The organism is Gelidibacter sp., from assembly GCF_053579655.1.
Genome location: NZ_JBMDWE010000010.1, coordinates 75,226 through 88,862, shown reverse-complemented (window position 1 = coordinate 88,862; position 13,637 = coordinate 75,226). Strand labels below are relative to the sequence as shown.

Genomic DNA, 13,637 nt, shown 5'->3' with positions numbered 1-13,637 from the left:
CTTGCTACTTAGGTAGCAGTTGGACTAATATTTCATAAAAAAAAGAGGCTCCCTTCTAGGCAACCTCTTTCCAATCTAACCAACCATTAAAAATGAAAAACAATATTTTAATACATCATCGGATACATTCTCGGAACATATTCTGGTTGGTACTTTTTAAAATGTTCCAAGGTTTTATTGGCATGTGCTTCAGCTCGGTTATTCCAAACCTTTAATTCTTCTTTTAGTCTTTTGCCCTCAGTGTCTAATTTTTCGGCTTCTTTTTTTGAATCGCCTTCTAGTTTTTTGGTACCAGCTTCAAGACTTTTGAGGTGGTAGTCTAATGAATTGTCAAATCTATAATCATTAACTTTTTCAGGCTCTGTTAACATATAAAAGTTCTCGGAAGCCAAATAGGGATGGTTGACATTGATTTCGGCATTGGCAATCATGTTGCAGAGCACCTTTTCATCCACTTGTTGTCCATTTTGGATTTCTTTAGCGATATCTGTAAGATGTTTAATACTGATATTTAACTCCTCCTTAAATTCTGAACCTTTTGTTTTGGCCTCTTCAGTCAATTCATTTGCTCCAGTAGCAATGAGGTCTCCTGCTTTTTTATACTCTTTATTGCTATATGCTGAAAGCGCTTCGCCAATAGATACATCTGATTTATTAAGCTGCTCTGTACCATTTTGGTCACTTATAACACCGATGTTCTCATCAGCTTTTAAGCTTTCATTACTATCTATATTTTCATTAATTTTTTTACATCCAATAAGCAATGTAAAAAAAAACATGAATGTTAAAATTTTTAGTGCTTTCATTTCAGTTAGATATTAAAAAAAATGCGCCATCATAGTTTACGAACAATGGCGCATTTTCGGCAGTTTATTATTTACATTCTTTTAGATCTGTTCAACATTTTACCTTCAGCATCAGTATAGATGTGTTTTTTCTTTCCGTCTTTCGTCATTGTAAATCTATAGCGCTCTTTTTCTTTGCCATGGATGTAATGTGACATGTGGTAAGAATCTTTTGAAATTACCCATCCTGGATATTCTTGGGCTAAGGCTTTTGATATAGCTGCTGGTGGGGCCACATTTTTAAGATTTTCAACAGTATTCAATAATTTTCCTTCACTGTTATAGGTTGCGATAAGCGTTTTACCTTTTCCAGTTAATGAAATTTGATAGGTGTCGACATCATCATAATCGAAATCATCATTGACATATACATCCTCTTCTACATATTCAATAGGCAAGGCGGCGAATTCTTCGACAACAAAGCCTGGAAAATCAACATCAACAGATTCTAGAACTACTGTTGGCACTTGTTCTTTTTTAAGTTTGGCCTTAAAAACAATATCATCTTGTGCAAATGCTGAGCTGGTTAGACCCAAAATAAATAAACCGATTAAAAAGTTTTTCATGGCGATAAATTTTAGTTATTAATAATTAATTTTAATTCTTGACTCTATATTTTGATTTTAAAGTGAATCTATCATACTTACTATCAGCTAACTGCTACTTAAGTAGCAGTTTTATCTATAAAAAAAGAGGCTACTAAAAAGTAACTCTAATGTTAGTGGAGTGCTTGAAATAAATAGATCGCATTAAAATCACATGGCATAGACTCGATCATAATTGCTGTATTCTGTTTGGTGTTTTTTGAAATGCTCATCTGCTCTTTTTGCATGATCTTCAGCACGTTTTTTCCATGCCTCAAATTCTTCTTTTAGCTTTTTGCCTTCAGCACCAAGTTTCTCACCTTCTATTCTTGCTTCGCCTGTTAGTTTTGAAGTCCCTGCCTCAAGACTTTTGAGATTATAATCTAAAGCATTTTGCAAATAGTTTTCTCTTAACCTTGCTTTTGGTGTCAATACATACACATCATCGGTTGCCAAATAGTTATGTGCAATATTGATTTCGGCGTTGGCAATGGCTTCTTTCAATCCTTCAACCGAAATATCAAAATTACCATCCAATTTGCTTGCAATATTTCTTAATTGGTCTTTTGACATATCAAGATTGGCTTTGTTAAGTCCAGAAACGTCCTTACTTTCTTTGTCCAAAGCCTCAATACCTGCGTCTATTTTTTTCTTTGCTTCGACTTTATCGGCATTTTCATAAGCGTTGATGGCTTGTTCAAAATACGTGTCTGATGCTCTTGGTATGGCCTTAACCACGGTTTCTTCAATAACCTCATCTGTAACTACATCAGGTTGCTTTTCTTTACAGCCGATCAGTGATAAGGCTATAAGTAAAGCTGGTAATAGTTTAATAGTTTTCATAATATTCATATTTTTTAGTTAATGATTTTAATTCTCTACATAAAGGTATTCTCACTTTATATCACTGACTGCTACTTAAGTAGCAGTCGTGTTTTTTTTCATAAAAAAGAGGTTACTTTATAGGCAACCCCTTTCTCAAACTAACCAACTTTTATAATAAAAAAACAAATTTATTGTAAAGGATACAGTCCCCAGGTATAAACATTCTCTGGTTGATATTTTCTGAAATGTTCTTCGGCATTTTTAGTATGCTCCTGAACACGTTCGTTCCAAGCTTCAAATTCTTCCTTCAACTTTTTGCCTTCCTCCTCTAACTTTTTGCTTTCTTTTTTTGCATTGCCTTCCAATTTTTCAATCCCTGTTTCAAGATTCATCACATTACGATCTAAAGATTCATGCAATCTTGCTTCATTTGCTTTTTCTGACTTCATCATGACAAGTTCATTGTCAGACATCAAATACTCATGATTCACATTAATTTCGGCATTGGCAATCAGGTTGCGCAGGGCTTCTTGGTTAACATTTTTTCCGGCTTGAAGCTGATGTGCGACATCAGTAAGATGTTTTAGATTCGTATTTAATTGATCATTGAATAGTGCTCCTTTGGCTTCGGCAGTCAGCTCTTGTACTCCAAGCAACACATGTTCTCCGGCAAGCCGGTATTCCTTTTTTTTTAAAGCCTCAAATGCCTTGAAAAAAGCGACGTCAGATTTGTTGGGTAATTCCATGTTGTTTTCACCCCGTACGACCGCAACTTTTGCTACACTTTTTTGATCTTCGCTCTTTTTGCAACTTACAAAACAGCCTATGACACTTATTAAAATCAGAAATTTCAGAGTTTTCATTTCAATTTAATATTACAAACACACCGTCATCATTTAAAGATGCGCATGTATTTCAATAGTTTAATTATTACATTTTATGGGCTCCTTTCAAAATGACACCATTGGCATCGGTATCGACATGTTTTTTTTGTCCATCTTTAGTGAGCACAAATCTATAACGCTCTCTTTCTTTTCCGTGGCTGTGGTTAGACATATGGTAGCTATCTTTTGAAATAGTCCATCCTGGATATGCTTTAAGTAAAGCTCGCTGAACAGCTAAAGGCGGTGTCACATTTTTAAGATTTTCAACAGTAGACAATAACTTACCTTCACTATTATAAGTTGCAATAATCATTTTGCCATTTCCTTCCATTGAAACTTGATAGGTGTCAATATCAGCATCCACATCATTATTAACGTAAACATCCTTTTCAACATACTCAACTGGAGACGCTGCAAATTCTCTTAAAACATACCCTGGAAAATCAAGGTCAATAGCTTCTAAAACTACAGTTGGCACTTGTTCTTTTTTAAGAGTTTCCTTAAAAACAATGCCGTCTTGAGCAAAAACCGAGCTGGTCAGGCCCAAAAAACATAAACCAATGAAGAAATGTCTCATCGCGAAAAATTTTAATTGTTAGTAATTTATTTTAATACTAACATAAAACTACCATCCTTATTATCAGTAAAATGCTACCTAAGTAGCACTTCTATAGTTTTAACAAATTATTCACAATAAAAAAAGGCCATCCTTTTCAGAATAGACCCAGCGCGCTATACTTATAAAAAACTTAATACTTTCCAGAAACTTCGTCCAATAATAACTTTAAATCCTTAATGCTTATACTCTTGCGATGAATATCCAACATGCCTGCTTTCTTGAAAACTTGTATTTGCCTATTGACAACCGCTCGTGTAGAGCCAATCATGTTTGCAATTTCATAATTGGACAAGTCATTGATAAGCTGTAGTTGCTGAGAAGATTCATTGACATTGGAAAGGATTAGTTTTGCAAGTCTGGTGGGAATGTCTGAGAGCACATTATCGGTAAGATTGACTTCTAACATTCTCATACATCTACCAAGATATGGCAACAGCGTTTTGTTGATTTTCGGATGGCTTTCTATCCAATCGCGCATCAAATCGATGGGTGCATAAAGCACTTCTACATCATCAATTGTTTCAAAATTCATGGAATGTTTTAAACCATCCAAAAGCGAAACCACGTCAAAAACATCATTTTGGGTTAAAAGAAAAACAGTAAACTCCCGTCCGTTCTCAATATCAATTTGATACATTTTTAATCGGCCGGAAATGATAATAAAAAATTTATAAAAGGTTTGATCTCCATAGAAGAATTCTGAATTCTTATTCCATTTTTTTAATGATAGACAGCCCATTAATGACTCCAATGTTTCATCATCTAAATTCTCAAACAGTGGATTTATCCGAAGTTTATTGAGACAATACTCGTAATGCGGGTCGTTTGCAGTCATTCTATCTTCTTGTTAGTACTGTTAATCCTCTAAAAACGCGTTGTCCTTTTCAGATGTTCCACTTTAAAAAACATCCATAAAGTTGTTAAAGCGCATCTACGCACGCGCCTTGACTATTGACAATCACACTATTAACTCGACATTGTTTCGTATAAATTTAACGAATTAAATCTTAACATTCGAAGTATTCGAGAGCGAATGCATCTGAGATGTATTTTTAATATTCATTTGATATGCGATAAACATGAAATACACAAAATAAACAACTTGAAACAGCCGTTGCCAAAGTCCTTTATAAGGAATTGTTTGAGGCGTCCATTCAAATTTTGCAGATAGAAAAAGGAGCATAAAAGCAATTCCTAATACCGAAATAAGCATCGTAAAATACCGTTTGGTTTTACTAAAAAAGAATAGCATAACCATTGGAAAGAGCACCAAAGCCACATCGCCAATACCACTAAAAATATCATGGCCTATATTCATCCAACTGACTTTTGATTTAGAGGCATCCAAACTAAATAGGCCTGCTCCCATTCCTTGACCGAAACCATAAAGCACAAGCAACAAAGTGGCCATCTTGCTTTTATCAAAAGAATGATTAAAAGCCTTAAAAAATCCGAAGGCAAATAAGACGAACAAAATTGTAAAAATGACACTCCCAATTTTAACGAGATGATGGGTTGGACTTTCAGGATTACCCAAATAACTTATAGATTGAGAAATCGGAGAATAGCCTGGGTTTTTTGAAGCGGCATAATACTCAATTATCAACTCCATAACGCAAGCCATAACGCCTGCAATAGCTGCCATACCAATCCATTTTATTTTCATTAGATTACTCTCGTTCCAATTATTTTTTCTTGTTTGATAATACCGTGCCGTCTGTATTTACTTTTACAATGTGCTTTTTTCCTTTTTTAGGTTTCACATAAACTCTGTAAATTGGTGTTTCACTACTGGGGACAATGACTTTTTGAATATCGTCTACTATTTTAATGATTTGGCCTTTAAATGCATCTGCAATGGCTTCCGATACTTTTTCAGGTAATGCATCCACCTTAGCATGGGCAACAATGAACATTCCATCCGTCCTAAAGGTTGCTGTCCAGTTGGTATTATCTTTTGTAAAAAAAATATAATATTCAGTGGCCGCGAGCGGATCTTTCAATCCAAGTTCTTTTGTATCATCAGGCACATGACTTGTTTCAATCGCCGTGGCGCCATTCATATCATCGGTTGGATATAAAACATCAGTCGTTAAAGGTTTGTAAGAATTATTATTTTTCCACGACGAAATTTCAGTGTTCGGAAATTGCGCATGGAATGCCTTTTCTACCGCTTTGGGAAGGCTTTGCGCTGTCATTATTGATGCCGCGCATATCATTAGAATGATTAAGATGGCTTTCATTTTTTCTTTTTTTAGCATTATTGTCCGATTAAAGTTGCGTTGATCAACTGAGAATAGTCATAAATAAAGGTCTTCCAATGTTTTTGATCCTCAATCTCCTTCATTTCGAGGTTTTTTGAAAACTATTGCTAAAACATCATAACCCATTCTAATTATGAATTTCACAGCCCTTATTTTCAATTAATTACGTGTTTAGTCTTTGTTCTTGGTTCTATCAGCGAAGCGGCGGTTACTGAGCTTGTCGAAGTGTCTTAATTCTTTTCCGGACAATCGTGATTTTTTAGATGTCTTCACTCTGTTTCATCACTTTGCCCAATACTCGGGTTAGATTAATCAAATCCAAATCGGTATCATAAACCGCATACACTTTGACCCAATAGGGATTGAATTTCTCCTTAAAAGACCTCAAACTCTTATAATGGCCAAACTGTTTTATTTTTTCGTAGGCCAGTTTTAGGGCCTGTTCTTGGATGTTTTCTGGTTTGTCGATGCCAGACAAGGGCACCATTCCCAAACTGATGGTTTTAAATCCTTCAACTTTGTAATATTGCATCATTTCAACAAACAGAAAATCCATCGTTCCGCTTGGCGCATCTGCCGTTTTTCGCATTAAATCAAAATTAATTTGCCCTTCTACACTACTGTCGACAATATTAACAAAGGCCACTATTTTATGTTCGCCGTTTTCAATGGTTAAAATGGTTTGTTGTTTTAGCTCATGGGCATTAAACACACCTTGTGAAAAGTAGAGCTCCGTCCGATCCAAGTCTTTCAACCAACTATCGGAAACAAAAGCCAGATGTTGCAAATAGCCATCCGATTGCGGCGCTGGGTTGACCTTAAAATAAAACCCTGCCTTTTTAAGTTTATTAATTGAATTGCGCATGGATTTCCCATCGTCGCCTTCTAAGTTGAAGGTTTCAAGATCTACAAAGGCATCTTCTCCTAAAAACAATTTTTTTTTGCCCAGAGCCTCATAAACTTTTAAAGATTGTTCAGGAATTCGGTAATAAATGGCGTTGAGGTTTTTTGATAACATTGCACTTTCAAATTCTTTAATTCTCTCTTGAATCACCTCTGACGAATGACTTTTTAAAACAGGATTCTCCAATACCACCGCATAACTTGCCGTGGTCTTGTAGGATACAAATCCGTCGTCATTTTGAAAAAAATAGAAGTTTTTATCGCCATAAGTCTTAAAATAATCTAGTGATGAATCGCCAAAATCCTTGACCATTTGCTTAGCTTTTTCAATACTAGCAGCATCCACCAGATTCGGCTGCTTCAGTCGCTTGAAAATCAACCAAAAAAAGTAAAGCAAACTTGATACGCCCAAAAGATTAATACTGGTTAAAAAATAGCGTCCAAAAGCCGTTACTGGAAGTAAATCGCCATCAATAAGCACCGCCGCTTTCAAGGTTTCAATAATAGAATCGCCCATTGTGAAGTTGACATTAAAATGGCGTTTATCAAGAAAATAAAACCCAATGACGCCATAAATGATAACAGACGTCATAAAAACCAATCCATTTTCTAACTTTAGATATTTTAATGGTATCGATTTTATATAATAGGATTTACGCTGATATAAAAGCACGCCGATGGCAAAAGACGCCAAGATAGACTCCTCATAATCAATCCCTTTAACAAGATGTCCTACCAAAGACAAAATGGTCAGTAAAAGTGCCAAATAATAGGAGTTTTTATAGCCTTTGATGAGTGTTACCGCCGTAAACATTAAAATGACACCAATAACAAGCACTGCATTATTGGATAGTTCAATGACATCAAAAGGTATAAAATCCTTTAAAAGCTTTAGGCGCGAAACCAATGCAGGCGTCAATGCAGAAAGAATGTTGACAATACCAAGAAACAATAATAAAATGGGTGCCAATAGCTGCATAAAAAGCCCATCTTTCTTAAACAATAGCGCAAAAACACCAAGAAGCATCACGCTCCAAAACTCGAAAAAACGAAATAAAAACACCACAGAAAGTGCAGAAACAGCATCATAATTGAACAATGTGAGCGCATAGGTCAAGGCCAGTTCAATGGCTCCAATTCCTTTTAAAAACGGAGAACTCAGCAAAAGAATAAGCACCAAGGCATAGCCAATAACCGCCACTATTAATGATGGTGTTAAACCCAAAGCGCCCATGGCGATGTACAAATGCGCAATCCCGATAACTTCAATAACGCAGGAAAATAACAGGACTTTTAAAAGCTCTAACTTATTGAGAGTTTGCTGTTGTAAATCATCAATGATTTTGGCAACTTCTGGTGCTTTATGTTCTATGAATTTAAAAACAAAGCCTTTCTTAATAAGGCTTACTATAAGATAGGTAAGCAGTCCAAAAACCACAAGTAAACCAAGAATTCCATAGACCATATCTTTCTTGAGATCGCCTTTTAAGAACAACATCAAAATTGCTGGCAGCGCCACCAAAATGCTAGAGACTATAGAACATATAGAAAACAACGTGGAAGCGTAATAAATAGAGCCTTTTTCAATGCCTTGCTTTTCTTCAATATCCTTATTAAAAAACAAAACATTCGTAATCGTACCAGCGGGAATAAACACACTGATAAAATTACGTTTGAGATAAAGCAACATCGCCACTTTAAAAGGAATCCGTTTTTGAATGGCTTTAAAACTATATTGATACATCCAACCCTGAACTGCCACAAATAAAAACACTAATAAAACGCCCACAATAAACCATAAAATCTTTGCTTGCATTAGGACTTGTTTCACTTGAGTAAGCTCAGTGCGTTCGTGTTTTACAAAGTAAATCGCCAGTAAAACAGAAAATACCCCAAGGGCTATTTGCAAAATAAGTTTCCAATGTGATTTAACAAGCTTTAAACGGACTTCCATGTTATTCTCTGGTATTTTTCCAAATGACATTACTGTAAGGATAAGGAATTTCAATACCTTCCTTGTCAAAGCGTTCTTTGATGTTTTCCAACAAATCACAGCCCATGACATAGGCATCTCCAGGATTGGCCGCCCAGGTCCAAGCCCGCAAAGTGATGGAGAATTCCCCTACCGCAATCACACGAATTGGTGCAATGTCGGTATCCATTTTTTTGTTGAGATATTTTCTATGATCTATAAATAAAGGATGGGTTACCACTTCCTCCTTCATAATGGCTTTGGCCTTTTTAATATTGGCCGTATAAGAGATACTTATTTCCACCCATTGGCAACACATGTCATCGGCAAAGTTGGCATTGACAATGACCTCATTGCTCATGATCGAGTTAGGGATAATCACGCGTTTGTTTTCATAATTCTTGATGATGGTATGTCTCAAGGTAATATCTTCAACCACACCGCTATTTGACCTCACGGTTACCCTGTCTTTTAAGCGGTACGGTTTTGTGACGACGATCATGATGCCACTGATTAAATTTGACAGCACTTGCTGGGAAGCAAATCCAATAACAGCCACCAAAACTCCTGCACCCGCTAATATGGTTGTGGCAATATGCTTTAAATTGGGAATCATGAAAATGACAAAGCTCAACCCCACCATAATGATGACAAACCCAAGAGCACGTTGCAAAAACTTTAAATTGGTGGCGTCAAAATCGTCATCGGTCATGTGTTTTTTAATCCCTCGTCCTATCATTCGGTTAAAGCAGAAATAGACAATTATGGTAATCACAATAATGCTGATTACATGCGTTAAAAGAAATGTGTCTTGCCTTAAACTTTCTAAAAACGATTTCATCAACTTTAATTTATTTTCTGTTTTTCATCCACGTATCCAAAGGCTGCAATCCAACGTTAATAACAAGCACTAAAGCCGTACTAATCAATGTTTCCAAAAAATATCCAGAGGCCGCCACACAACCGATAGCTGCGCTGCACCAAATGGTAGCTGCCGTGGTCAATCCATGAACGCTAAAACCTTCTTTAAAAATAATACCAGCTCCCAAAAAACCAACTCCTGAAACCACTTGCGCGATAATTCGGGTCACATCCACATCGTTGGAAAAATGATCGAACTGAATGGATAACATCGTGAAAATCGCGCCGCCCATGGCGACCAACATATTGGTTTTTAGTCCCGCAGATTTATGTTGCCACTGGCGTTCAAACCCTATAAAAAGCCCAGCCAAGGCTGCGGCGCTAAGCCTTAAAAAAAATTCAGTTGACGTCATCATCAGTTAAAGTTGGTTTTTGATTTTTCTATGCTATTATGAAATCGTCGCACCAAAGAGATAACCAATTAAAGCGGTCATTCCCATAGCCACTGTACCCCAGAAGGTAATCCTAACTACCGCTCTTGCTATATGAGAACCTCCGGCTTTTGCAGCAATGGCACCTAAAAAAGCAAGAAACAAGATTGCCGCACAATATTGTATGTATTCCATAAATTGTAAGGAACCAAAAACGGCTACTAAAACCGGCAACAATCCACCGAGTGTAAAAGAAGCACCCGATGACAATGCTGCTTGTAAGGGATGGGCTTGTGTAATATCATTGATACCCAATTCATCTCTGGCATGTGCCTCAAGGGCATTGTGTGCCATTAATTGTGTGGCTACCTCTAAAGCTAACTGACTCTCCAAACCTCTTTGTTTGTAAATGTTGGAGAGCTCTTGTAATTCTTCTTCCGGGGCGGTTTTCAATTCATTTTCTTCACGCTCCAAATCCGATTTTTCAATATCCGATTGTGAACTTACCGATACATATTCGCCAGCAGCCATTGAGAACGCTCCTGCGACCAATCCTGCCAGACTTGACAAAATGATGGTTTCTCGTGTAGAACTTGCGGCTGCCACACCAATAACAATACTAGCAACCGACAGAATCCCGTCGTTAGCACCTAATATAGCAGCTCTTAACCAATTACTGCGCGTCCCGAAATGTTTTTCATATTGCATTTTAAATGGCTATGATCGTTTTACTTTGGATACTATACTTCAAATGGTTTTTATGGCAATAAATCATGTTTATGATGTTTGAAATAGTCTCTAACGAAAGCATGTTCTTGGTGCTCCGACATTTTATCTGCCTGCATGACTTCAAATTTTATTTTTGAAAAACGATGATCGGCTTCTAAAATGTTCAATAACTCAACTTTTGCATCCGTAGGTCCGAACAATAATACATGATCATATTTTCTGATGTATTCCGCAATTTCTTTGTAATACTCAGATTCTTCGTGCTGATCCTTATTGTGCATTATTCTTTCGCTTTTCAGCAAAGTTTTTTCTTTTTCCTCATAAGTGGAATCTGAAGTCAAGACCTTTGAAACCATAGGTTCAGAATTTTCTATTAAGTGGGCATGTGCATGATCCATCCAAATGCCCAATTTATTTGTTGTTGTCATTAGTTTTCAGTTTTTATTTATGATTAATTTTATTGGAATGTCATATAGAATTTCGCACATAAAAGCCTTATAACGTTTATAAAGATTCAATTTCTCATCAATTTATAAATTGTCTTTTGAAGCCTAATTAATGCTCTAAGAAGCTTTTAAAAATCACTCTAATAAAGGTAGATTTCTGTAGAGCGTAAGAATTATAAAGTCTGAGATATTATTTACAATATTCTCACTAAGCCTCCTTAAACCATCTGAATCAACAATTGATATTTGTTTTTTTATCTAAAAATTATTGTTGCCCGATTAAAACTTGCAGTAATTCTCGTAACCTTCTATACATAGAGGTTTTTAAAGTTTGTTCAACTATAAGTTTCTATTATTTTTTATTACAACGCTTTTAAAAAAGAAGATTTGGAGCGGGTCTTGAATTTTAAAATCAACGCCTTCAAGTCTTTACAGCACAAGTCTATTTTCTATGTTCTATCAATGAAATGGTCTTGGTTCTTTATTGGACAATAGGGTTTAAAAATATAAGTGACATCAGCGTGATTAGCGACGCATTTTAACAGCGGCTTGTTTCAAAAAAAGATGTTCTAGCTTTATAAAAACTTCAGAAGCAAAAGCACGTCGTTTAAATTCTATTTAAAACTCATAAACTTGTGAGTTTATCGCGGTTAATTTAGCATATAATAGACGGCTACACCACATAAGTAACTGATCAAAGCGACCAGCGAAATTTTCTTTAAATACCACATAAAATCAATCCTGAATATGCCCATAATAGCAATTCCTGCTGCCGAACCAATGATTAAAATACTACCGCCAGTTCCTGCACAATAGGCCAATAGGTCCCAGAATGCGTGGTCCACTGGATAGGTTTCTATGGAATACATTCCCATGGCACCCGCCACCATCGGTACATTATCGATAATAGAAGATAAAAGGCCAATGAGGATATTAACAGTATAAATGCTTTTAAAATTAGCGTCTAAAATGCCTGAAAGCTGTGCTAAATGTCCTGAGGTTTGTAAAGCGGCAACGGCGATTAATATTCCTAAAAAGAATAAGATACTTGTGCTATCCACACGCTGTAAGACGCCTGAAATTGATAAGGCTTTTTTGTGTTTATGCTCCTTATTCTTATGCAGAATTTCAGTTAAAATCCAAACAATGCTCAATCCAAACAATATCCCCATAAACGGAGGTAAATGGGTTAAGGTTTTAAAAACTGGAACAAATAACAAAACCCCTAATCCAATATAAAACACCAAGTATTTCTCCAAATGACTGACGTTAATTTCATCTTCATCCTTTGATCCTAAAAAGTCAGTCTCGATAACTCCTTTCATTTTAAAACTAAAAATAATCAACGGCACAATAACAGCGACCATGCTTGGGATAAAAATATGGGTTATGATATTAAGCGCCGTAATCTGCCCACCAATCCAGAGCATAATTGTTGTAATATCTCCAATGGGCGACCAAGCGCCACCAGCGTTGGCAGCAATAATCATCATCGATGCAAAAAGCCATAAATCGTTTTTATTTTTTACCATTTTTCTTAAAACTGCAGCCATAACAATGGAGGTTGTCAGATTATCCAACAAAGCCGATAGAAAAAATGTTATTAGAGTAAGTGCCCATAGTAAATGAGCCTTCTTGGTTATCTTAATTTTGTCTGTTATAATTGTAAATCCGCCATGGGCATCCATTAATTCAACAATGGCCATGGCCCCCAATAGAAAGAATAGGATTTCTGAAATTTCGCCAATATGTTCTAATAATGCATCAGACAGAAATTGATATGCCGTGGTGGTATCTAAATCTGGAAAAATACTAGGATGTCCGAAAATTAATAAGGTCCAACACAAAACTCCCAACAGCAATGCGGTAGCCGTCTTGTTAATTTTGATATTGTGCTCTAAAGCGATGGCAAAATACCCTAATACAAAAACGATTATAATGGCCGTGTACATGTTTTCTCTATTTAATTAAGTCACGTATCCGTAGGTTTCATTTGTAAGCGGCACTTAATTCATACCGTTTGAGACGTTAAATATTTAGTGCTGACACTACTCAAAATTAAATGGGACACTTAAATTGTAATGCTACCTAAGTAGCATTCCTACATTATAATTGAGTCTAATTTTGCCGCATGAGAAGCATGTTAAAAAATGATAGAATTATAGAACTTTTTAAACTTATAATAAATCTACAAAAAAGAAAACACTTGCTTAAATCAGAACTGATTAAAAGGATAAAACAAGAGTTTATCCGATTGTATTTGCTTTTTTATTT

The 13,637-nt window shown here is 35.9% G+C and carries 14 protein-coding genes; all 14 read right to left on the bottom strand.

Annotated elements, in window-relative coordinates:
- Positions 1 to 107: 107 nt before the first annotated feature.
- A complete protein-coding gene (locus ACOH2D_RS07280; RefSeq protein ID WP_449534838.1) occupies positions 108 to 779 on the bottom strand; it encodes a hypothetical protein in 672 nt (223 codons plus the stop codon).
- A gap of 98 nt (positions 780 to 877) precedes the next feature.
- On the bottom strand, positions 878 to 1,411 hold the full coding sequence (locus ACOH2D_RS07275; protein ID WP_348036430.1) for a hypothetical protein: 534 nt from the start codon (positions 1,409 to 1,411) through the stop codon (positions 878 to 880).
- A gap of 189 nt (positions 1,412 to 1,600) precedes the next feature.
- A complete protein-coding gene (locus tag ACOH2D_RS07270; RefSeq protein ID WP_348036429.1) occupies positions 1,601 to 2,272 on the bottom strand; it encodes a hypothetical protein in 672 nt (223 codons plus the stop codon).
- 170 nt (positions 2,273 to 2,442) lie between these two features.
- Complete coding sequence (locus tag ACOH2D_RS07265) at positions 2,443 to 3,117, bottom strand: hypothetical protein (protein WP_348036428.1); 675 nt, start codon at positions 3,115 to 3,117, stop codon at positions 2,443 to 2,445.
- Positions 3,118 to 3,184: 67 nt separating this feature from the next.
- On the bottom strand, positions 3,185 to 3,715 hold the full coding sequence (locus tag ACOH2D_RS07260; RefSeq protein ID WP_449534837.1) for a hypothetical protein: 531 nt from the start codon (positions 3,713 to 3,715) through the stop codon (positions 3,185 to 3,187).
- A gap of 172 nt (positions 3,716 to 3,887) precedes the next feature.
- Entirely contained in the window at positions 3,888 to 4,592 is a 705-nt protein-coding gene (locus tag ACOH2D_RS07255) for a Crp/Fnr family transcriptional regulator (RefSeq protein ID WP_348036426.1), read from the bottom strand.
- Between the two features lie 165 nt (positions 4,593 to 4,757).
- On the bottom strand, positions 4,758 to 5,402 hold the full coding sequence (locus ACOH2D_RS07250) for a DUF998 domain-containing protein (RefSeq protein ID WP_449534836.1): 645 nt from the start codon (positions 5,400 to 5,402) through the stop codon (positions 4,758 to 4,760).
- A gap of 40 nt (positions 5,403 to 5,442) precedes the next feature.
- A complete protein-coding gene (locus ACOH2D_RS07245) occupies positions 5,443 to 6,000 on the bottom strand; it encodes a hypothetical protein (RefSeq protein WP_348036424.1) in 558 nt (185 codons plus the stop codon).
- A gap of 280 nt (positions 6,001 to 6,280) precedes the next feature.
- On the bottom strand, positions 6,281 to 8,878 hold the full coding sequence (locus ACOH2D_RS07240) for a phosphatidylglycerol lysyltransferase domain-containing protein (protein ID WP_348036423.1): 2,598 nt from the start codon (positions 8,876 to 8,878) through the stop codon (positions 6,281 to 6,283).
- 1 nt (position 8,879) lies between these two features.
- Positions 8,880 to 9,737 carry a mechanosensitive ion channel family protein gene (locus tag ACOH2D_RS07235; RefSeq protein WP_348036422.1) on the bottom strand — a complete coding sequence of 286 codons (858 nt, stop codon included), beginning with the start codon at positions 9,735 to 9,737 and terminating at the stop codon, positions 8,880 to 8,882.
- 10 nt (positions 9,738 to 9,747) lie between these two features.
- Positions 9,748 to 10,173, bottom strand: a complete 426-nt coding sequence (locus ACOH2D_RS07230) for an MgtC/SapB family protein (RefSeq protein WP_348036421.1) — start codon at positions 10,171 to 10,173, stop codon at positions 9,748 to 9,750.
- 33 nt (positions 10,174 to 10,206) lie between these two features.
- On the bottom strand, positions 10,207 to 10,896 hold the full coding sequence (locus ACOH2D_RS07225) for a VIT1/CCC1 transporter family protein (protein ID WP_348036420.1): 690 nt from the start codon (positions 10,894 to 10,896) through the stop codon (positions 10,207 to 10,209).
- Positions 10,897 to 10,946: 50 nt separating this feature from the next.
- Positions 10,947 to 11,345, bottom strand: a complete 399-nt coding sequence (locus ACOH2D_RS07220; RefSeq protein WP_348036419.1) for a hypothetical protein — start codon at positions 11,343 to 11,345, stop codon at positions 10,947 to 10,949.
- 668 nt (positions 11,346 to 12,013) lie between these two features.
- Entirely contained in the window at positions 12,014 to 13,315 is a 1,302-nt protein-coding gene (gene nhaD, locus ACOH2D_RS07215; protein ID WP_348036418.1) for a sodium:proton antiporter NhaD, read from the bottom strand.
- Positions 13,316 to 13,637 lie beyond the last annotated feature (322 nt).